Source organism: Nocardioides baekrokdamisoli, from assembly GCF_003945325.1.
Taxonomy (GTDB): domain Bacteria; phylum Actinomycetota; class Actinomycetes; order Propionibacteriales; family Nocardioidaceae; genus Nocardioides; species Nocardioides baekrokdamisoli.
On record NZ_AP019307.1, the window covers coordinates 2258062 to 2279720 of the forward strand.

17 protein-coding genes and 1 tRNA gene are annotated in these 21659 nt (G+C 67.8%); 13 read left to right on the plus strand and 5 right to left on the minus strand.

The genetic code is table 11. The features are described 5' to 3' along the window. Positions 1 to 135: 135 nt before the first annotated feature. Positions 136 to 738, plus strand: a complete 603-nt coding sequence (locus KCTC_RS11090) for a hypothetical protein (RefSeq protein WP_164512573.1) — start codon at positions 136 to 138, stop codon at positions 736 to 738. On the opposite strand, the gene KCTC_RS11095 is transcribed toward KCTC_RS11090, so the two are convergent. Next, positions 728 to 4186 (minus strand): adenylate/guanylate cyclase domain-containing protein, encoded by a 3459-nt coding sequence (locus KCTC_RS11095; RefSeq protein WP_125569334.1) that lies wholly within the window; start codon positions 4184 to 4186, stop codon positions 728 to 730. The genes KCTC_RS11090 and KCTC_RS11095 overlap by 11 nt on opposite strands. 102 nt (positions 4187 to 4288) lie before the next feature. Between KCTC_RS11095 and KCTC_RS11100 the strand changes: the two genes are divergently transcribed. Beyond that, on the plus strand, positions 4289 to 5095 hold the full coding sequence (locus KCTC_RS11100; RefSeq protein WP_164512574.1) for a class I SAM-dependent methyltransferase: 807 nt from the start codon (positions 4289 to 4291) through the stop codon (positions 5093 to 5095). Here the strand turns inward: KCTC_RS11100 and KCTC_RS11105 are convergent. Further along, the gene (locus KCTC_RS11105) at positions 5092 to 6165 is read right to left on the minus strand and encodes an ATP-dependent DNA ligase (protein WP_125569336.1); all 1074 of its coding nucleotides are present in this window, start codon (positions 6163 to 6165) and stop codon (positions 5092 to 5094) included. The two genes, KCTC_RS11100 and KCTC_RS11105, sit on opposite strands and share 4 nt — an antisense overlap. 71 nt (positions 6166 to 6236) lie before the next feature. Between KCTC_RS11105 and KCTC_RS11110 the strand changes: the two genes are divergently transcribed. After that, positions 6237 to 6731: an asparaginase domain-containing protein gene (locus KCTC_RS11110; RefSeq protein WP_125569337.1), complete on the plus strand. Its 495-nt coding sequence runs from the start codon at positions 6237 to 6239 to the stop codon at positions 6729 to 6731. Positions 6732 to 6734: 3 nt separating this feature from the next. On the opposite strand, the gene KCTC_RS11115 is transcribed toward KCTC_RS11110, so the two are convergent. Then, entirely contained in the window at positions 6735 to 9698 is a 2964-nt protein-coding gene (locus KCTC_RS11115) for an MMPL family transporter (protein ID WP_164512575.1), read from the minus strand. Positions 9699 to 9845: 147 nt separating this feature from the next. Here KCTC_RS11115 and KCTC_RS11120 point away from each other — a divergent pair, with 147 nt between their 5' ends. From KCTC_RS11120 to KCTC_RS11135, 4 genes are all read left to right on the plus strand, one after another. Next, positions 9846 to 10280, plus strand: coding sequence for an adenylyltransferase/cytidyltransferase family protein (locus KCTC_RS11120; RefSeq protein ID WP_125569339.1), 435 nt, complete (start codon positions 9846 to 9848; stop codon positions 10278 to 10280). After that, on the plus strand, positions 10277 to 11818 hold the full coding sequence (locus KCTC_RS11125) for a LicD family protein (protein ID WP_125569340.1): 1542 nt from the start codon (positions 10277 to 10279) through the stop codon (positions 11816 to 11818). Before KCTC_RS11120 ends, KCTC_RS11125 begins: the two co-directional genes overlap by 4 nt. Before the next feature lie 9 nt (positions 11819 to 11827). Continuing rightward, the gene (locus KCTC_RS11130; RefSeq protein WP_125569341.1) at positions 11828 to 12034 is read left to right on the plus strand and encodes a DUF6752 domain-containing protein; all 207 of its coding nucleotides are present in this window, start codon (positions 11828 to 11830) and stop codon (positions 12032 to 12034) included. Between the two features lie 15 nt (positions 12035 to 12049). Beyond that, positions 12050 to 12131: transfer RNA gene (locus KCTC_RS11135), tRNA-Gln, on the plus strand. Between the two features lie 70 nt (positions 12132 to 12201). On the opposite strand, the gene KCTC_RS11140 is transcribed toward KCTC_RS11135, so the two are convergent. Next, positions 12202 to 14046 (minus strand): Ig-like domain-containing protein, encoded by a 1845-nt coding sequence (locus tag KCTC_RS11140; RefSeq protein WP_125569342.1) that lies wholly within the window; start codon positions 14044 to 14046, stop codon positions 12202 to 12204. A 171-nt stretch (positions 14047 to 14217) separates the two neighbouring features. Here KCTC_RS11140 and KCTC_RS11145 point away from each other — a divergent pair, with 171 nt between their 5' ends. Then, positions 14218 to 15129: an undecaprenyl-diphosphate phosphatase gene (locus KCTC_RS11145; protein WP_197715179.1), complete on the plus strand. Its 912-nt coding sequence runs from the start codon at positions 14218 to 14220 to the stop codon at positions 15127 to 15129. Between the two features lie 75 nt (positions 15130 to 15204). On the opposite strand, the gene KCTC_RS11150 is transcribed toward KCTC_RS11145, so the two are convergent. After that, positions 15205 to 16230, minus strand: coding sequence for a hypothetical protein (locus KCTC_RS11150; protein WP_125569343.1), 1026 nt, complete (start codon positions 16228 to 16230; stop codon positions 15205 to 15207). A gap of 78 nt (positions 16231 to 16308) precedes the next feature. Here KCTC_RS11150 and glmU point away from each other — a divergent pair, with 78 nt between their 5' ends. From glmU to pth, 5 genes are all read left to right on the plus strand, one after another. Continuing rightward, positions 16309 to 17736, plus strand: coding sequence for a bifunctional UDP-N-acetylglucosamine diphosphorylase/glucosamine-1-phosphate N-acetyltransferase GlmU (glmU, locus tag KCTC_RS11155; protein ID WP_269461423.1), 1428 nt, complete (start codon positions 16309 to 16311; stop codon positions 17734 to 17736). 103 nt (positions 17737 to 17839) lie between these two features. Continuing rightward, a complete protein-coding gene (locus KCTC_RS11160) occupies positions 17840 to 18835 on the plus strand; it encodes a ribose-phosphate diphosphokinase (RefSeq protein ID WP_269461424.1) in 996 nt (331 codons plus the stop codon). Between the two features lie 117 nt (positions 18836 to 18952). Next, entirely contained in the window at positions 18953 to 20245 is a 1293-nt protein-coding gene (locus tag KCTC_RS11165) for a hypothetical protein (RefSeq protein ID WP_125569344.1), read from the plus strand. A 189-nt stretch (positions 20246 to 20434) separates the two neighbouring features. Then, entirely contained in the window at positions 20435 to 20881 is a 447-nt protein-coding gene (locus KCTC_RS11170) for a 50S ribosomal protein L25 (RefSeq protein ID WP_125569345.1), read from the plus strand. A 109-nt stretch (positions 20882 to 20990) separates the two neighbouring features. Then, a complete protein-coding gene (gene pth / locus KCTC_RS11175) occupies positions 20991 to 21572 on the plus strand; it encodes an aminoacyl-tRNA hydrolase (protein WP_125569346.1) in 582 nt (193 codons plus the stop codon). The last annotated feature ends 87 nt before the right edge of the window (positions 21573 to 21659 follow it).

A 21659-nucleotide genomic window follows, 5' to 3' on the forward strand; every position in this document is an offset into this window, starting at 1 on the left:
CTGGGGCATTCTGAATGCCATCGTTCAGCCGGTGGGTTCGATCACAATGACTGTCTCGTCGATCACAATGTGGCCATTTCGATCCCAGAAAAGTGGGGCTGTTCTGAAATGCTCCGCCAGGGCCATACTCGGCTCATGACCGCATCCCACCAGCGGCGTATGGCCGTGTTTGCGAGCGCAGGAAGTGCGCTCCTTCTTCTCCTCGCCGCCTGCGGCACCAAGCCGACCCAGGCAGTGACCAATACGTCGACGCACTGTGATGCCGGCGCGGCGTGTACGACCGGCCCGGTGACTCTGGGCAGCACGACGTTGACTGTCGCCGCGAATGCCTCGCGCACCAGCCAGACCGTGACCGCCGAACTTGTCACCGATCAGAAACTCCACTGCCCCACCGGCGGCGGTGACGCGGGAGCGATGGCGATCTTCTCCAGCGACGCGGCCGACGCTCCCAAGACGGTGACGTACACGGTGACCGGGGCGGATGGGAACGCGGTTTCGGCTGCCCACAAGGCGCACCCGCACTACTTGGGTTGTTTCGGCTCGCCGCAGGCCTTTTCTGGCTATACCGACGGGCGCACCAGTCGTTCAGTGTTTGTCGCGAGTGACGGGCTGTATGAGGCGGCACTCCTGCCGTGCGGCAGTGTCGACACCAAGCCATGCTTCACGTTTGCTGAATCGGGCGGCACCGTGACCTTGACGATTCATGCGGGCCCGGGAGACCCGAAAGTCACGCCCTGAGATTCGAAACGTCGCGGCCGATCCGACCGATCCATGAGGCGGATTCGGTGACCACGTCGGAATCGTTGAACTCAAGAGCGTGTTGGTGGGCGGCCTCGAAAATGGGCAATGCTGCGTCGGCGCCGCGAGCGCCGTATGTCGCCTGTGCCATCAGAGCCAAGGCGAACGGTAGATACACGTTCGACTGGGTGCTCCGAAGTTCATCGATTACTCGGTCAAGCAATGGCAGCGCCTCCTCAAATCGCTGCAGGTTCACGAGCACCTCTGCGCGGTTGGCCAGGTAGACGGCGGCCTTGGATTCTTGCCCTGCCTTCCGCGCGTGAACTTCTGCCTCGGCGTAGCGGAATTCGGCAGTGGCGAGATCGCCGGCGTAATACGCAGCGACCCCGAGGCGGTTGGTGATTTCGCCCAGCACCTTGAGGTTCCATGACGTTGACTCGGCCATATCCACTGGGTCCCAAGTCTCGCCTGCTTGAGCTTTCGCGATGGCCAACTGGCTGAGCGCGCTTGCTGCGAGTTGGGTGTCGCCGCATCGACGAGCTTCGTCCGTCGCCGTCTCGGCCCATGTTCGGAGCTTTTGCACCGATCCTCGGGTCTGGTGAATTCCGGATGCGCATTCGGCCAGTTCGGCGAGAAGCCGGAGGTCATCTCGATTTGTCGGGTCTAGAAGGGCTCGCCCGCGTGTGATCCACCGCAGCGCTTCGGGATAGCGGCCTTCCGAATGACGCTGCCGTGATGTGAGCAGGCAAATGCGGGCGCTGCGGCGATGGTCGTCCCGTGCGGCGCGACGGGCGAGTGCCAGGGCGTGCTCGGTCTGTTCGTTCTGACCCATGGCGAAGCGCAGCTCGGCCAGGTCCTCAGCCACAGCGGCCACCTCGCGTGCAGGCAAACCGGGGATGGATCCAGCTGCTTCGAGGGCTACTTCGAAGCTCGCGGCCGCCTCGCTGAGTGCGTACCTCTCTCGTGCCCTCCGCCCGGCCGTCCGGGCGTACTGCCAGGCCGCGTCGAACCGTTGCCCGCGCAGGCAATGGATCGCGAGGACATCGGCGGCGTCGTCGAGGTTGTCGCCGGCCCGGCGTTCGATGGCGTACGACGCCCGCGCGTGCAGCGTGCGACGTCGGCGGAAGGGCAGCGCCTCGTACGCGGTCCTCTGGATGAGGTGGTGCGCGAAGACCAGCATTCCGTCCGGTTCGGGGCGGATGTATTCGCTCAGTCGCGGCGATCCGGACGGGTCGAACGGCTCGTCGGTGATCTCCGTGAGGAGGTCCGGATCGACCCGGGTGCCGAGGACCGAGGCCGTACGCAGCCAGCCGCGCTCCTCGGGTGAGAGCCGGTCCATGTGGGCCGAGAGAACGTCCTCGATCTCACTCGGGAGTACGTCCGGGTCCCGTCCAGCCGAGACGGTCTCGGCCAGAGCCCGCAGGAACAGCGGGTTGCCTCCGGAGCGTTCGGAGAGCTCCGCGCGTCGGGGAGCCGGGATGCGGATCGTCGATGCAGCGACGACGAGCGCGTCGGCATCGTCGATGGTGAGGGTGTCGAGGGCGACCGCCCTCGAGTTCGGGAACGTCGACTCCACGCGCGCCTCGGGCCGACGCGCGATCACGATCGACCACGGGCGGTCCTGCACGTCGCTGCACAGTTGTCGGATCAGCCCGACCGAGGCGTCGTCCATCGCGTGGGTGTCGTTGAACACCAGGGCCGTGGGGGAGGTGAGGACGGCACCGAGCAGTTCGCTGGTGACCCGGCGGAGTCGTTCGGCGCGGGTGGTCGAGTCGAGCGCGTCGACCTCTGCGGTCGCCGGCACCGCTGCTCCGGCAGCGATGGCCAGCAGGGGCAGCCACGGGGTCAGATGCGGAGCCACGGAGGACACAGCGGCCGTGAGGGCCTCCCCGACGACTCCCGCATCGGCGGTCTTCCCGACGTCGAGGGCAGAACGCAACAGATGACGCACGGACGCGTACGGCCTGGTCGGCGCGTACAGGTCCCCGTCGACGCGGACGACCGGCACGGCTGCCACCGACTCGTACTCCGCGATCAGGCGCGACTTCCCGATGCCGGCAACGCCGACCACGTCGAGGGCGACGCCGTGCCCTTCGGATGCTCCGGCCTCCGCCGCGACGAGGGTCGCGAGTTCGGCGTCACGGCCGATCAGCGGCAACTGGGCGTGAGCCGCAACGTCGACCGTGGCCCGCCGGGTCACGCTCATCGGGTGGACGGGGTCGCTCTTGCCCTTGACCGTGACTGGCGGCCGCGAATGCGCCATGAACGAGCCGTCCGTGTGATCGAGAACGTCGGCGGTGGTGAGCACCTGCCGGTCCTCGGCGGAGTACGCGAGTCGGGCCGCCAGATTGATCACGTCGCCGGCCAGCGAGTACGTCCCGCGGAACGGTGCCCCGAAATCCCCGGCGAAGACCCGCCCGTACGTCACCCCGGCGCGCAACGTCAGCCGTGTCGGAATGTTGACGACCGAGGTGGCCGTGGCCAGGACCCGCGCGGCGTCGTCGCCGGGCTTGTTGGGTACGCCGCTGACCAGCAGGAACTTGCCGCCGTCCTCGGCCAGATCGGTCGTCAGCAACACCACGCCGTGCTCGGCGGCGATCTCCTGGACGTGACTCACCAGGTCGTCGATCGCTGCGTACATCATGCTCGTGCCCTCGGCGTCGAGCAGATCGTCGGTGCCGCCGAAGGCGACGAAAGCCGCGGCGACGGCCCGGTGTTCGAAATCGCCGCGCGAGGCCATCAGATGGTCGCGAAGCACGGGGTCGAAGAGCCCGCCGAGATCGACATCGGCCTGCAGTGCGCTGTGCCGGGGGAGCAGCGGTGCGTCCGGCGGCGTGATGAGGAGGTGGCAGTCCGCCGGCAGCAGCCGGGTGCTGTCCGGTTCGAGGAAGGCGGCGGTGGCGTCGCTCAGGACGACCTCACCCGGGTCGGCGATCGCCTCCATCCGCGCCGTCGCCGTCATCGCCGGCCCGGCGACGACCAGATCCTGGAAGTGCCGCCCGACGAGCATGAAATGGAAGTCGCCGGTGTGGATGCCGACGGACATCCGCACGCGCATCGGACCGCGTGACGTGGACACCTTGCCGACCCGCGCGATCGTGTTCTGCATGACCCAGGCGGCTCGCGTCGCGCGTACCGCGTGGGCCTCGCCGTGGAACAGCAGCAGCACCGCGTCGCCGCCCCACTTCACCAGACCGGCGCCGAAGTCGTACGCCGCCGAGAGCAGTGCCTCGAAGACGTCGTTGAGGATCTCGCCCGTCTCCTCCGCCCCCGCGGTGCCCTGCGCGGCCAGGCGCTCGGTCATGGCGGTGTAGCCCGACAGGTCAGCGAAGACACAGGTGCCGGTGATGATCCGATGGTGGGTGTCCGGAGCATCGCGCAACCATTCGATGAGCAGGCGCGGGACGTACCGGCTCAGCGGGTTCGGGGTCGTCCCTCCGGAGACCATGGCCGCAGCCTAGTGCGATATCCGCCTCCTCGCCCCGCTTCACCGGTCGGATTCGGGCGTACGCTGAAGTCCTCTCGGACCGTCCTGAACGAGGAGTTCGACATGGCCGAGGCAAGCACCAACGACGCGGCATTCGTCGGCAACATCCCCCTGATGTACGACGACCTCCTGGTGCCGATCTTCTTCGAGGAGCCGGCGCGCAGTGTCGCGGCAGTGATCGCGGCCCTGGAGCCGGTCAGCATCCTGGAGACGGCTGCCGGCACCGGCGCCCTCACGCGTGAGTTGCTGTCCGCCACTCCGGCCCACCTCACTGCGACCGACCTGAATGCGCCGATGATCGACGCCGCACTGAGGCGGACCGCCAGCGAACGGGTCACGTGGGACGTCGCTGATGCCCTCGACCTGCGCTATCCGGACGCCAGTTTCGACGTCGTCACCTGTCAGTTCGGGGCGATGTTCTTCCCGGATCGTGTACGCGGCTACGCCGAGGCCCGGCGGGTGCTGAAGCCTGGCGGGTCTTTCGTGTTCACGGTGTGGGACACGATCGAGAACAACGCGATCTCAGATGTCGTGACGCAGGCGCTCCGGCTGGAGGCCGGCGAGGTCGAGTTGGACTTCCTCGTGCGGACCCCGTACGGCCACGCCCAGGACGACACTCTGACATCCGAACTCATCGAGGCCGGGTTCACCGACGTCGCGCTCTCGCGCGTCGACGGCGTCTGCATCACCGACGCGCGTGACGGCGCGATCGCGGTTTGCGAAGGCACGCCGCTGCGGGGCGAGATCGAGAGACACCCCACGATGACCCTGGGGCGCGCCGTGGGACTGGCCGCGACGGCGCTGCGGGACCGCTTCGGAGACGGCGTGTTCCATGCCCCGATGCGTTGGGTGGAGATCGTCGCCCGCTAGCGCCCCAGCACATCCGCAAGGTCGTACGACACCGGCTCGTCGAGTTGGTCGTACCCACACGTCTCCGGGTCGCGGTCCGTCCGCCAGCGCCGGAACTGAGCCGTGTGTCGGAAACGGCGACCCTCCATGTGGTCGTACGCGACCTCGAGCACTCGCTCCGGGCGCAGGGGAGTGAAGGAAAGATCCTTCCCGGCTGACCAGCGCGACTGGGTCCCAGCTGCGCGTGAGGGGTTGGCGACAGCCCATTCCTCCCAGGCCGCCCACGGGTGCTCGGACATCGGCACCACCAGTGCGGACAACTCGTCCCACAGCTCGGCCCGACGCTTCTCGGTGAACGACGCCGCGACCCCGATGTGCGCCAGGTTGTCGCCCTCCCACAAGCCCAACAGCATCGACCCGAGGAGGCGTCGCTCGGGGGTCGAGTTCTTGTGCTCGCGCATACCGACGAGCACCACGTCGGCCGTCCGCTCGTGCTTGAACTTGAGCAGGGTCCGCTGGTTCGGCGTGTACGTCCCGCCCAGCGGCTTCCCGATCACGCCGTCGAGTCCGGCGCCTTCGAACTGGGTGAACCACGCCGCCGCTTCCGCCGGGTCGGTGGTCGTACGCGTGAGGGCGACGGTCGGTGACGACAGCCCGGCCAGCGCCGACTCGAGCGCTGCTCGTCGCTCGGAGAACGGCCGATCAAGGTAAGCCTCGTCGCCGAGTGCGAGCAGGTCGAAGGCCGCGTACTGCGCCGGCGTCTCGGCGCTCAGGCGAGCGATCCTCGAGGCGGCCGGATGGATCCGCTCCTGCAGGACATCGAACTCCAACCGCGAACCGGTGGCCACGAAGATCTCGCCGTCCAGCACGATCCGGTCCGGCAGCACCTCTCGCAGAGCCTCGACGACCTCGGGGAAGTACCGGGTCAGCGGCTTGGTGTTGCGCGAGGTGAGTTCGACGGTGTCGCCGTCCTTGAATACCAGACACCGGAACCCGTCCCATTTCGGCTCGTACGAGTAGCCCTCGGTGGGGAAGGTCTTGGCGGGCTTCGCCAGCATCGGGAGGACGGGCGGCACCACGGGAAGGTTCACGGCACTCACGCTAGCCCGAGGAGCAGCCCTAGGCTGAGCGTGTGACAAGCGCCGGGCACCCCGATCCACACGTGACCGTTCGGATCGTCACGACCGGCGGAACGATCGACAAGTTCTACTCGGCCCGCGGCGAGATGGAGATCGATGAGCCTGCGGTGGTCGAGCTGCTCGCGATCGGCAACAACGCGGTCGATGTCGTCGTCGAATCCGTCGTCGCCAAGGACAGCCTCGACTTCGACGACGCCGACCGGGCGCGCATCCTGGAGGCGGTACGCACCGCGCCCGAGCGTTGCATCCTGATCACTCACGGCACGGACACCCTCACCGAGACGGGGGCGCTCCTTGATGCCGCAGACCTGGGAGGCCGGACCGTGGTCCTGACCGGCGCGATGCAGCCGGCAGCGATGAAGGAATCAGACGCAGCGTTCAACCTCGGCGCCGGATTGATGGCCGCTCAGTTGGCCCCGGCAGGCGTCTGGATCGCCATGAACGGTCGCGTGCTCCCCGCCCGCGACGCGATCAAAGACCGGTCGGTGGGTCGCTTCGTGCTGAACCCCGAGCACTGAGCCTCAGGCGTTGACCAACTCCGGCTCGGGCGCCACCCCATCGTGGGTGGCCACGTCGCGCCGGTTGCTCGGCCACCACAGGTTGCGTCCGGCCAGCGTCGCGAACGCCGGCACCACCAGCGTACGCACGATGAAGGTGTCCAGGAGCAGGCCCATCCCGATGGTGAAGCCGAGTTGCTCCAGCGTCAGGACGTTGCCGGACATCATCGCGAAGACGCTCGAGGCGAAGATCAGGCCGGCCGCGGTGATGACGCTGCCAGTCACCGCCACCGCTCGCGCGATGCCGGGGCGCTCCCCGTTGGGCGCTTCCTCGTGGATGCGTTTGACCAGCAGCATGTTGTAGTCCGCCCCGACAGCCACGAGCAGCGCGAAGGCGATTGACGGCACCGTCCAGTCGAGCGGCTTGCCCAAGAGGTCCTGCCACACCAGGACACCGAGCCCGACGGCGGCGGCGTACGAGAGCATCACGGACGCCAGCAGGAAGACCGAGGCGAGGACGCTCCTGAGCAGGAGGAGCAGCACGATCAGGACGACGAGCAGCGCCGCGATCGCCGTGTGGTTGAAGTCGCTGTTGGCCAGCGTATGGATGTCGCGGTCGGCCGGAGCGAGACCGGTCATCTCGACCTGGGCGTTCGCCATCGGCCCACCGGCGAGGGCCTGGTGCACCGCCGCGATGATCGTCGGGACCCGGTCCATCGCGGCGTTCCCGAACGCGTCGGTCGCGCTGATGGAGATGATCCGGACTGACCTGCCGTCGGGGGAGATGAACGCGTTGGCCGCGGTCGCGAAGCGAGGATCGCTGAAGGCCGCAGGAGGCAGATAGAAGCCGCCCGAGCCGGTGCTGCCAGCGGCGCTGCTCGCGCCGTTCAGGTAGTCCGACGCGTGCGAGAGGCCCGCGCCGAGCGTCGTCACCTGGGTGGCCATCTGGTTGCTTCCGGTGGCCACCTGGCCGGCTCCGTTGGCAAGCTCGCCGAGCTTGGAGGCGAGCAGGGCCTGACCGTTGCGCAGGGCGGTGGCGCCGTTGTTCGCCGTCGCGAGACCTGCCTGCAGCTGGCTGAGGCCGGCCGAGAGCGAGCCGGCACCTGAGGCGAGTTGCCGAGCCGCGGCGGCCGCCCGGCGCATGCCGGGGATCAACTGGTCCCGCTCGGCGACGTAGATCTGCCCGATGCCGGTCCGTGCGCGGGAGCAGTACGGGTCGACGCCGCACAGCAGGCTCTGTTGCAGCGCCTGGTACGCCAGACCCAGGCCGTCGACGCCCACCTGCGCCTGGTCGGCGCCGCTGCTCAGTGCAGCGGCGAGCTGGTTCGCGCCCGCGCGGAGCTGGCTGCTGCCGCCCTGGGCGGAGGTCGCTCCGGCGGCGAGTTGCGGCATGCCGGCGGCGAGCTGGTTCGCACCCGACAGGATCTGTTGCGCACCTGAGGCGGCCCGGTTGGCACCGGAACTGAGTTGGGTGGCGCCCGCCCCGAGCTGGTGGGCAGCCGTCGCTCCCTGGGACACCTGCGTGGAGGCGGCGCCGAGCTGCTTGCCGGCCTGGCCCATCTGGTAGGCCAGCGACGCCTGCGGGATCGTGGTGCCGAGCGGCCGGGTGACCGTACGCACCGAGGCGATTCCGGGGACGGCGGCCACCGCTGAGGCGGCCTTCTCGATGGCAGCCAGGTCGCGGGGGTTGCGAACGTTGTGGTCGGCCGTGATCAGGGTGTAGTCGGCCAGCACTTCGTTGGCCGGGAAGTGTCGGTCCAGCAGCTGATAGCCGAGGCTGCTCGACTCACCGGCGGGGAGCGTACGCCGCTGGTCGTAGGAGACCTTGGCCAACGGGTAGAACGCGGCCAGCAGGATCAGCGGCACCAAGCCGGCGGCCAGGACCCGTACCGGCTTGGCGACGATGTACGCACTGAGCCGGTTCCAGGTGGCCTCGGACCGCTGACGCTTCGGGTCGAGCCAGCCCCGCGGACCCGCGAAGGCCATGAACGCCGGGAGGAACGTCAGGCTCAGGGCGAGGGTGGCCAGGATGGCCACCGACACGGCGGGGCCTGTGGTGTTGAACATCGCGATGTGCGCAAAGGCCATCGACGCCATCGCCAGGGCCACGGTCAGCGACGAGCCGACGATCACCGAGGCCGTGTTGACGGTCGCCTCCCGGGCCGCCTCGAGTGGTTCGACGCCAGCGCGCCGGAGCTCGTGGAAGCGGCTCAGCAGGAAGATCGCGTAGTCGGTGGCGGCGCCGAGGACGACCGCGGTCACGAACGATGCAGTGAACGTGGACACGTGGAAGATGTGCCACTCGCCGGCCAGTGCCACCACGCCGCGACCGAGTGCGAGCGCCGCGCCGATGAAGGTCAGCACCGCTGCCGTCATCGGGATCGATCGATACAGCAGGAACAGGATGATGCCGATCAGCAGCACCGTGATCAGCGTGATCTTGGTGATGTTGTTCTGGATGGTGTCCTGGGTGTCCGCGATCGTGGCCGGGGTGCCGGTCACGTACGCGGTGAGCCCTGGCGGGGCCGTGCCGAGGTGGTCGCGCAGGAGGGTGACCTGGGCGTCGGTCTGAGGGGCTCCGACCGGTCCGGGCAGGCCGATCTGCAGGTAGAGCGCCTGGTGGTCCTTGCTGGTCAGTGCGTCGAACATCCCCGGCTGGGACAGGTCCGGCACGTTGCTGAAATGCGTCGGGTCGGCGGCGAGTTGCGTGGTGAGCGATTGCAACCACGTGCGGTCGGCGGCCGCGAGGCCGGTGGTGCGCTCGACGGCGACGTACGTGAAGCTCTGGCTGTGGCCGCCGGTGAAAGCCTTGTCGAGGTGGCGGAAAGCCTGCATCGAGGTTGCGTACGGCGGGATGAAGGCCGTGCTGTCGTGCTTGATCACCGAGTCCAGCTGCGGCACGAGCACGTTGACCCCGACGATCGCGAGGAGCCACAACACCAGGACCAGGGGTCCCCGACGGACCGCGAAAGCGGCTACTGAACGCATTTCAGCAGCGTAAGTTCGCGGGACACAGCGGACCAGATATCCGGACCGTGACGGCCGTCTCATTGCCCGTGATTGTGGTCACCCAACTCTCAGGTGGTGCGCGTGGTTCGCACAGGAACCTCCGACCGGTGCCACTAGGGTGGCGACATGGCGGGAGCGATCAAGGGCTATGTCCCCGGCGTTTTCGACCTCTTCCACATCGGTCATCTCACGATGCTCCGACAGGCACGGGAGCACTGCGACATCCTGGTCGCCGGGGTCGTCTCCGACGAGATGTGTGAGGCGGCCAAGGGGCTCAAGCCGGCCGTCCCGCTCGCCGAGCGCCTCGAGATCGTCGGCGCCATCGGCATCGTCGACGAGACGTACGTCGAGACCACGCCGGACAAGCGCGAAGCCTGGCGTGAGGTCGGCTTCGACGTGCTCTTCAAGGGCGACGACTGGAAGGGCACCCCGAAGGGTGACCGGCTCGAGGAACTGATGGCTGAGGTCGGTGCGCGGGTCGAGTACTTCCCGTACACGGCGCACACCTCCAGCACGGCGCTGCGCGCCATGATCGCTCGGGCCGAGGCTCGAGGCCGGTGACGGCGTCGGTCACACGCGAGGCGGTGACGGTCCCCGGCAGCATCGAGGAGCCGGTGGTCATCACGCTCAACGGTTCGTACCTCTGGTCCTTCACGCCGGCTCGCGACGCGGAGTTGATCGAGGGGCGATGGCGGGTGCGCTGGCCGGATGCGCTGGAGCCGTTCCTGCACGGTCGCGGGCGGGTACGCCTCGCCGACGTCTCGGGTTCGAAGGTCTGGTTCGACAAGACCGTACGCCTGACCTGGCGCGGCCGCTTCGCTGTCGTCGATGACGACGGCCAGCCGCTCAGCGTCGACAAGGTCGGGCATCTCAGCCGGTCGTTCAGCGCCACCGACAGTGCTGTCAAGACGGAGGTTCTCAAGGTCACCAAGAAGGTCCTCAAGGATCTGACCAAGGTCGCCGGCGTCGAGGCGTACCTCTGTTACGGCGCCCTGCTCGGCGCGATCCGGGACGGCGGCATGCTCGCGTACGACTCCGATACCGACGTCTGCTTTCTGTCGGCGCACACGCACCCGGCAGACATCGTCCGCGAGTCGTTCCGGGTGGAGCGGATGATGCGCGGGCGCGGGTGGGAGACCGCACGGATGTCCGGCGCCGACTTCAAGGTGCTGCACACTGGTGCCGACGGCCGCGTCGTCCAGATCGACGTCTTCGGTGCGTTCTACGTCAGCGACACCTTCTTCCAGCTCGGCAACCGCAACGGTCACCTCGACCGGTCCGTGATCTCGCCGGTCAGGAAGATGCACATCGCCGGGGTCAAGATGCCGGTCCCTCGCCAGCCAGAGGCGATGCTGACCTTCTTGTACGGAGAGAACTGGCGTACGCCCGATCCGAGCTTCAAGTACAACGACAACCCGGTGGGCGTACGCCGCCTCGACGGCTGGCTCCGCGGCTATCGCGATGACATCTCCGACTGGTCGGAGTTCTACGACCACGGTGCCTGGAAGGTCGTCCCGACCGAGCCGAGCTCGTTCTTCCACTGGGTCTGCGAGTCCTTGCCGGCCAACGCGCCGGTGGCGGACCTCGGTGCCGGGACCGGTCGCGACACGTTCGGCTTCCTCGACCGCGGGGACCGCGTGATCGCGCTGGAGGCACGGTGCGGCGCGGCCGCAGTGATCCGCCAGGAGGCTGAGCGGAGGGGAGTGGCTGATCGGCTCGAAGGCGCCGGTTTCCTGCGTCCCGGCGAGTTCCGTACGGTCGCCGCCGTCGGCGCTCGTCTCGCCCGCCAGCCCCGCCATCTGTACGCCCGCGACCTCCTCGGATGCCTGACGCCGGAAGCGCGACTGGACCTCTGGCGACTGGGACGGTTCGCGCTGCGCGGTCGCGGCCACCGTACGTTCGTGGAGTTCCCGGCGGCCGCCGCAGAGGCCCCCGCGATGCCCGGGCCCGGACGTCGCGACCGACTCGATCCTGCCGTGATCCGAGCCGAGATCGAGGGTGTCGGCGGACGGATTGATCGCGAGTACCTCGGCGAGGGCGAAGACTTCTTCGGTGGGGTCGATCCCGCCGTCTGCCGCTTCGAAATCGCTTGGACCTGAGGAGGAGTCATGGACGACAACACCGTCATCGCCCGGCTGGAGGCGCTCGAGGCGCGGGTGGCCGAGCACACCGAGGCCATCCAGGAGAACCGGCGCCTCAACCGTCGCGTCGCCGAACTGACCGACGTCGTGATGGAACTGCTCACGGAACTCGCGAAGACCGAGGACCCTGCGGTGATGGACCGGATTCGTACGTACACGAACTCACTGTCCTAGACTCGACGAGGCCATTCCCCGGTTGCTCTGCCGGCAGGGGCCGCCAGACTTTGAATCTGGATTAGGGACGTTGGTTCGACTCCAACCCGGGGAGCCACAGCATCTGCTGAAAATGCCACGAGGGAGCCAGATCTGATCTGGCTCCCTCGTGGCATTCAGTGCGTCGGTCAGGTCCGCGTTGCCGTGAAGTTCGCGGAGTTCGAGAAGTAGCCGTGGCTGGACGGGATCGTGACGCGGATCGCCGTCGAGCCCTTCGGCAGCACCACCGTGAAGCGGTAGTGGTACGTGCTGTCGATGATCGCCTTGCCGAGTTGGGTCCACGACCCGTCAGCGTTCCTCCGGTAGATGAGCACGTACGCGCCGGCCGGCGGGTTGTGCACCGCTCCGCCGATGACAGCGTTCGCGCTCGCGGGACCGGTGGCCGACGAGGCGGAGATCGCGTACCTCACCTGGCTGGAGTACGTCGGCGACTGCGCGCCTGAGCCCGACACCGCGTTGTAGATCGCGTAGTAGGTGCCGCTGGTGCCCGGCGTGTACCGGAACGAGTACGAGCCGTTGCTGCCGACGCTGACCGTCGCCAGGACCTGCTGTTTACCGCTCAGGCTCGAGTGGACCAGCGTCACCGAGCCGTACGCGCCGGCCTTGGCCAGATGAACCGAACCGCTCAGTGTCACGGGCCACCCGACGGCGGACCAGCCCGGCACGGACAGGCTGACCGTGGTGCCGGCCGGGACCGTCCGGGAGTGGGTCGTCGTGTAGGTCGACGCGTTCCCGTAGACGTCGACGGCCTTCACCGTGACCGTGATCGTGCCGCCACCGAGCGCGTTCTCATCCACGGCGATGCTGAAGTTCCCCGCGTTCGTCGCCTTCAGCGAGGCCGAGGCCTTGGCTCCGGTGCTGTCGGCGGATGTCACGGTGAGCGTGGCGGCCTCCGAGACCGCGCCGGTGACTGTCGACTTGGTCGCGGTGGCCGACGTGTTGGTGGACTTCAGGTTCGTCACCGCGGGAGCCGTGGCGTCGACGGTGAACGAGCTCGATGACGTACCGACGTTGCCGTGAGCGTCGTACGCCGTCGTCGTGGCCGTGTACCCGCCGCTCTTGAGGGCCGGCGACGGAGCGCAACTGACGGAGGTGCCGCTGACCGTGACGGGGCAGGTGACCGTCGTACCGCCACTCGTCTTGAGGGTGATCGTGCTGTTCGACGCCAGCGTCTTGTTGAAGGTCACGGACACCTTGGCGGGCGGGCCGACCGTGGATCCGGCGGCCGGCGAGCTGGCCGTCCTCGTCGGGGCGGCAGAGTCCTTGAGGACGCTCTTCGTCGCGGCCGGGCCGACATTGTGCGCGCCTCCGGCCTCCGCCTCGGTGACACTCGCGGTGTACGTGCCGTCGGCGAGCCCTGAGGCGTCGAAGAACATCGACCAGAGACCGGAACTGTTCACCGTGGCCGTCTGGGTGAGGGTGCCGAGCTTCAGTGTGACCGAGGAATTCGCCTCAGCCTGACCAGTGGCCGTGACACCGCTCTGGTTGGCGTTGTTGATCACGAAGTTGGACCCGAGCGCGGCGAGCGACGGTGCCGGCGGGACGTACAAGTCCTTCACGAAAGTGCCGGTCACCTGCGTGGTCGTCTGGTTCTGGAGCACGGCACACGGCACGGGTCCGACGGGGCCGCCCAGGAAGGTGCAGTAGGTCTCGGCAGCAGTGACCGTGACGGTGCCGTCAGGGACGGACTGCACGTCGGCGGCACTGAAGGTGTACGACCAGGTGCCGTCGGACGCGGCGGTCGTCGTACGCGGTGCGGTCACCGTGCCGCCGCTGCTCAGATTCAGTGCAACGGTGTCGCCGGCGTAGTAGGCCGTCCCGGTGATGGTCTCGGTCGTCGACTTGGCTCCGTAGGCCGGACCGGGCTTCACAGCCAGAGTCGTCGACGCCGCGGAGGCGCTCGGGACCGTCAGTCCGACGAGGGCGAGGCCGGTGGCGCTGACCAGGGCCAGGGTACGAGCGGGGAAGCGCATGCAGGAGTCCTTGTGCAGAGCCGACTAGGTCGCCGCCGACGCTCTGGGACGCGCGCGACGCCCTTAAGGGTACGTCCAGCCACCCGACGGGTGGCATTTGATTGGTTCAACGATCGCTCAGGGCGGCAGGGTACGTTTCTGCTGGCCCACCAACAACGAGGAGTTCGACCCGTGGATCTGAACTGGCTGCAAGCAACCGTCATCGGCGTCCTCCAAGGCGTCACGGAGCTGTTCCCGGTGTCCAGCCTGGGTCACGCGGTCCTCGTTCCCGCCTGGTTGGGTGGAAGTTGGAAGGCCCTCGCGACCGATGAGACCGGCAACGGCACGCCGTACCTGGCCTTCATCGTCGCGCTGCATGTGGCCACGGCGCTCGCGCTGCTCACGTTCTACTGGCGGACCTGGGTGCGCGTGATCGGTGCGTTCTTCTCCTCGATCCGCACCCGGTCGATCACCACCCCCACTCAGCGGCTCGCCTGGCTCATCGTGATCGCCACGATCCCGGCCGGCATCCTCGGCCTCGCGCTCGAGCACAAGCTCCGGTCGTTGTTCGCCAAGCCGGAGGCGGCGGCCATCTTCCTGGTGATCAACGCCGCCATCCTCTTCGCCGGTGAGCGCCTGCGCCGCCGCGTACCCGAGCCCACCGTGTCGTACGCCTCCCGCGCCGAGGAGGAAGAGGCGATCGTCACCACCCGGGTCAGTCTTCGCGACGCCGGTGTGATCGGTGCAGCCCAGTCGCTCGCGCTGCTCGCGGGCATCAGCCGCTCGGGTGTCACCATGGTCGCCAGCCTGCTCCGAGGTCTCGACCACGAAGCTGCGGTCAATTTCTCGTTCCTGTTGGCCACGCCGGTGATCTTCGCGGCGGGCGTCTACAAGGTCCCGGAGCTCTTCAAGCACAACCCGGCGACCGGCCAGATGATGATCCACGGCATCGTCGGCCCCGTGATCCTCGGGTGCGTCGTCGCCTTTGTGGTCGCGCTGGCCTCGATCAAGTTCCTCACCAAGTACTTCGAGAACCGGTCGCTCTACCCGTTCGCCATCTACTGCCTCGTCGCGGGTGTGGCCTCCGTCGTCCGCTTCGCCTGATCTGGGGGCCCTGGCGGCGCGTCTGGTTCGCCGCTCTTCGGTCGCGGGCCCTTGAGGCCCGCCGAGAGGGCGGCCTTAGCCGAGGATCTCGGCGACCGCTGGCGTACTGAAGAACGGCGCCAGGCGTACGCGCGCCAGCCGCTCGAGCTCGCCGGACTCGTGAGCTCCGGAGAGGATCTGCGGCACCACGCCGGCGGCGTACGCCAGGACGGTGTCGCGGGACAGGTCGAGTTCGTCCAGCAGCACGGTCACCGGGTGGGCTCCGTACACGGCGAAGAAGCCGTCGACGAGAGCGTCGACCAGTGCGAGGACCGGTTCGGTCGGGGAGCCGGCGACGATGATGTCGTGCAGGATCGCGGCGAGCTCGCGGACCTCGTGCTCGGAGATGAAATTCTCCGGCGTCGGGATCGACTGGTGGGCGTACATGTCGAAGACCTCGAGGGCTGCTTCGCGAGCGTTCGGGTCGCCGAGGGCGTCCAGGACGATCTTGTTCACCCGACGCATGGCGAAGGCCGCGCCCTTGGAGGCGGCGTCGCCCATGAATCCCTCGGCGGCGCCGGCGGCTGCCCCGACAGCCTTGCCGGCGGTCTTGGACCCGAATGACACCAGCGAGCCCACGCCCGGGATCTTCTCGGCCACGGCCTTGTTGGCGGCGAGTGCGTCGGTGATGACGCGGCTGACGCCGCGGGAGATCATCGCGGCCAACAGGGGCGAGTTCGCCAACTCGTCGAGAGCCTCACCGAGCATCGCGCGACGCTCGAGTCCGAAATCGATCAGTCGCTCGAGGTTTTCCTTGTCCAGGACGTCCGACACCGCGAACGGGTGGCCCGGCCCCGCGTACACGACCCCGGCCGCCATCTCGGCGACCGCCGCCGCGCCGGCGCTCGGCGGCACGACCGTGAACAGGCTGCGGGCGATCGGCTTGATCGCCTCGGCGCTGACCAGGTCGCCGAGAGTCAGGCGCGAACCAGCGGACAGCAGTTCGTCCAGGTCGGCAGCGATCTGGTCGGCGAGTGCCGGACCGGTCAGCTGCTCGACCAGCCAGGCGACCTGGGCGTCGAGGAGTTGTTCGGCTACGGGCGACAGCGTCGACTTCGTCATGAGCCGAAGCGTAGAGCCGTGACCACGATCGGTCTGTGGCCAGCATCACGTGACCCCGCAATTCACTAGGCTGACCACGTGAGCCTGACTGTCATCGTCCTCGCCGCCGGCCACGGCAAGCGCATGCGTTCCAAGCTGCCGAAGCCGCTGCACACCCTTGGCGGCCGGAGCATGCTCGGGCATGTCCTGACCGCGGTCGACGCGCTCGAGCCGACCGAGGTCGTGGTGGTCGTCGGTCACGGCCGCGAGGCCGTCACCCAGCACCTGGCCGAGATCGCTCCCGACGTCGTCATCGCCATCCAGGAGGAGCAGCTCGGCACCGGGCACGCGGCCGCGATCGGCTTGGCTGCTGCTCAGACCGAGGGAGGGGACGTCCTGGTCCTGACGGCTGACACCCCTCTCCTCGAAGCCGAGACGCTGGTGGCGCTCGTCACCGAGCACAAAGCTCTCGGGGGTGCGATGACGGTTCTGACCGCCGGCGTCGATGCTCCGACCGGCTACGGCCGGATCGTGCGCGACAGCAGCGGCAACGTCGCCCGGATCGTCGAGGAGAAGGACGCCAGCGACGCCGAGCGGGCGATCGCCGAGATCAACTCCGGCATCCTCCTGTTCTCGGCAGAGTTCCTCACCGCCGCGCTCCCGCGCCTCAGCCAGACGAACGCTTCGGGGGAGTACTACCTGACCGACACCGTGGACCTGGCGCGTCAGGACGGGCGGACGGTCGGTGCCCACCTGATGATCGACGCCCGCCAGGCCGAGGGTGCCAACGATCGTGCCCAGTTGGCCGCGCTCGGTGCTGAACTCAACGCCCGGATCGTTCGTCGCCACCAGCTCGCCGGGGTCACCGTCACCGACCCGACGAGCACCTGGATCGATGCCGACGTCGAGATCGCCGAGGACGTGACCATCCTGTCCGGCTGCCACCTGCAAGGGGCCACCGTGATCGCCGAGGACGCCCTGATCGGCCCGTTCACGACGCTGCTCGACTGCGAGGTCGGCCAGGGAGCCGAGGTCGTACGCACCCATGCAACCCTCGCGGTGATCGGTGAGTTCGCGACCGTCGGGCCGTTTTCGTACCTGCGTCCAGGGACGACTCTCGGCACCTCGGCCAAGATCGGGGCGTTCGTCGAGGCCAAGAACGCCCAACTTGGCAACGGCGCCAAGGTGCCGCACCTCTCGTACGTCGGTGACGCCGAGATCGGGGACGGCACGAACATCGGCGCCGGCACGATCTTCGCCAACTACGACGGTGTCAACAAGCACCGCACAACCGTCGGTGCGCACGTACGCAGTGGCTCCAACGTGACCTTCGTCGCCCCGGTCACGGTCGGTGACGGGGCCTCCACGGGCGCCGGCACGGTGGTTCGGGAGGACGTTCCTGCCGGTGGATTGGCGCTCTCCGCCGGTCCCCAGCGGGTGATCGAGGGATGGGCCCAGGCCAAGCGCCCGGGTACGCAGCAGGCGGAGGCGGCCGAAGCGGCCGCCTCGACCGACGGCGACGAGTGAACATCTGGCGAACACCGTCTCGCCGTGACTGGTTTGGATGCGACAGAATGCAGGCGGCGGAGGCCGGCCGCCAGCAGCGGAGAACAGGGACCCAGGGGGACTCGTGAGCAAGCACGCTCAGGACATCAGCAAGCAGACCACCGAGAAGCACCTGATGGTCTTCACCGGCCGCGCCCATCCGGCGCTGGCCGAGGAGGTCGCCGCCCTCCTGGGTACGCCGCTGGTCCCGACCGATGCGCGTGACTTCGCCAACGGTGAGACGTACATCCGTTTCGAGGAGTCCGTACGCGGCTCCGACGCCTTCGTCATCCAGAGCCACACGGTCCCGATCAACGACTGGATCATGGAGCACCTGATCATGGTCGACGCGCTCAAGCGGGCCTCCGCCAAGCGGATCACCGTCGTCATGCCGTTCTGGGGTTACAGCCGTCAGGACAAGAAGCACCGCGGTCGTGAGCCGATCTCGGCCCGTCTCATCGCCGACTTGTTCAAGACCGCGGGCGCGGACCGGATCATGTCGATCGATCTGCACGCCGACCAGCTCCAGGGCTACTTCGACGGACCGGTCGACCACCTGATGGCCCTGCCGGTGCTCACCGACTACATCAAGAACAAGTACGGCGACCAGGAACTTGCGGTCGTGTCGCCGGACGCCGGCCGGATCAAGGTCGCCGAGCGCTGGGCTGCCCGGCTGGGCAACGTCCCGCTGGCGTTCATCCACAAGACCCGCAGCATCGACGTCGCCAACGAGGTCGTCGCCAACCGCGTGATCGGTGAGGTCAAGGGCAAGATCTGTGTCCTCACCGACGACATGATCGACACCGGTGGCACCATCGTGAAGGCCGCCGAGGCCCTGATGAACGACGGTGCCGCGGGCGTGATCATCTGCGCGACCCACGCCATCCTGTCCGACCCGGCAGTGGACCGGCTCAAGAACAGCCCGGCCGTCGAGGTGATCGTCACCAACACCCTGCCGATCGGTGACGAGAAGCAGTTCGACAAGCTCACCACGCTGTCGATCGCGCCGATGCTGGCGCGGGCGATCCGCGAGGTTTTCGAGGACGGTTCCGTGACCTCGATGTTCGACGGTCACGCCTGACCGGAGACCAGGTCGGAATTCGGGTGAATTCCGGACAATCCGGTGGGCCTTTGGACAACGTTCAAGATAGCGTTCCTTCGCTGCGGTCAGATCGACCGCTCGAGTGGAGGTTCACAAGTGCGTCGCATCGTCGCTGTCACCCTGTCCGCCGTCGCCCTGGTTGCGACGGCGATGCCGTCGGCCGGCGCTGACACCACGACGATCGCGAGGTCACTCGCTGTCGATCTGGCAACATTCATCGCCGGCGGCGTACCGATCGATTCAGCTGGGTGCTCGGCCGACCTGTTCCCGGCCTCGCCGCCGCCGACGTTCGGGATCGCCAACTCTCCGCTGGACACGCTCGCACCGTCGACGCAGCGGATCTGGACCCAGACCTTCTCGAACAGCTCGATGACCGGCGGCTCGTACGGGCCGACGATCTTCCCGAACAGTTCCGCGGACCTGGCCGTGTTCTCCACGGATGTCTACAACGGGACCTCCGGTCAAGCCGTCATCTACTACTACAACGCGGACGGCAGTGGTTTCATCGGCCGAGCACCGATCGCGGGTACGGCCAACGCGTGGGCGCAGGTATCGGGCGCGAACCTCACCTACACCTGGACGCCATTCGACGTTGACTTCAACCCCTCGGGCGCGACCAGTACCGCCACGATCAGTGCGTTCGCAGTGGCCCACGGCCAAGCGGCAGGCGGCTGGAACGCGGCACTCGAGTTCGGCTGCGACGCCCACAACTTCGCGTTCCAGAACGTGGTGTTCGGTGACACGCCCGGCAACCTGCAGGTCACCGACTACGAAGACCTGACGAACGACGTCGTCTCCAAGCCGTCCGCGTCCTTCGTGGCCAGCGGCGGTGCCGTGACGATCGGCGGCAGCTCCCAGTACGGCGGCCCGTCGACTGCCACGCTGTCATTCCACGACCCGACGATGAGCGCGTACGCGACCGCAAAGTCGAACGTCGCCGCCACCTCTGTCGATGACCTCACCTGCGACATGAAGACCTTCATCTGCCGCAACCCGTTCGCCGGTGTCGGTCTGCACCCGAAGTACAACGTCGTCTACCGCTGGTGCTACGGATCGACGGTCGCCGTCCAGGCGTCGTGCGGGTCGTTCGCCACGATCCACGTCCAGGCAGTCATCGCCGCGACGTACCCATCCTCGGTGTCGAACGGCCGCTCCTTCGCCGTTACCGGCAAGGTCACGCCGCTGCGTCCCGGCACCCAGGTGACCCTGTGGGGCAAGAAGGGCACCACGACCGTCAAGCTCGGTACGGCAACGCTGAGCTCGACGGGTGCGTACAAGGTCAACGCCACGATCCGCAGCACAGGGTCCTGGACCGTGTGGCTCACCACGCCGAACGACAAGTACAACGCCGCCGGCAAGAGCGCGGCGAAGTCGTACTCGGTCCGCTGAATCCGACTCCCTCGGGATTTGGTCGTCAGGCCGATCCCGAGGGAGGATTCATTCGTTGCCTCGGCGAGGGAGCTCCGACTCCGTGATCGACAGGGCGTACGACGTCTGACGCCGTGCCGCTGTGATCACAGGGCGCGGCGTTTCGCTTTGTACGAGGCCTCCGAATCGACATTCCCCAAGGAGGACACCATGGCTGTTGAGAAGCTGACCGCAGAGGCCCGCACCGAGTTCGGCAAGGGCGCCGCCCGCCGCGCCCGCCGCGAGGGCCGCATCCCCGCCGTGATCTACGCGAACGACGTCGAGCCGATCCACATCACCCTGCCGAACCACGGCACCGTGATGGCGCTGCGCCACCACGGCAAGCACGCGATCCTCGAGCTCGAGGTCGACGGCAAGCCGCAGTTCGTCAAGACCCAGCAGGTCCAGGTCGACGACCTCCGTCGCGTGATCGAGCACATCGACTTCATCGCGATCGAGAAGAAGGACGTCGCCGCTGCCGAGGCCGAGCTCGCTGTCGAGGAAGCCGCCGAGGAGGCTGCTCACCAGGCCGCCGCCGAGGCCGCGTCGCACGAGTCGCACATGGATGACGCGTCCCTCGAGGCGCCGGTCGTTGAGGGTGAGACGGCCGAGGCCTGATCGCATTCGATCCCATGACAGTGGGGCGGATCGTCACTTCCCTTCGGGGAACGTGGCCGATCCGCCCTATTTTCGTCTCCACCCCTGGGTGCCTGCGATCATCTGAGGCATGACTGACGGCTCCTGGTTGATCGTCGGCCTCGGCAACCCCGGACCGACGTACGCGGGGCACCGCCACAACATCGGGTATCTCGTGCTCGATGAGCTCGCGCGCCGGATGGGCGGCAGCCTGTCCAAGGACAAGTCGGGTCGGGCGGACTCGCTCGAGGGTCGCCTGCGGATCGGCGGTCCGCGCGTGATCCTCGGCCGGCCCCGGTCGTACATGAACGACACCGGCGGCCCGACGAAGGCGCTGGCCGCCTTCCACAAGATCAGCCCCGACCACCTCATCGTCATTCACGACGAGCTCGACATCGATTTCGACACCCTCCGGCTGAAGCTCGGGGGAGGGGACAACGGCCACAACGGTCTGAAGTCGATCCGCTCCGCGTTGGGGGGTGGCGACTTCTACCGCGTACGCGTCGGCATCGGCCGGCCGCCCGGGCGCCAGGACGTGGCGGACTTCGTCCTCTCGAACTACTCACCGGCCGAGCGCAAGGTCGTGCCGTTCCAGGTCGACACCGCGGCGGACGCCGTCGAGACCCTGGTCGACGAGGGCCTCGAGAAGGCCCAGCAGCGTTTCAACAGCTGAGACTCAACTCACGTGGCCGAAAACCGGAGTGGACGGCCCACGTTTGGGATTCGTTCACCTGATCCTCCCCAATCGGTACCGGGAGAC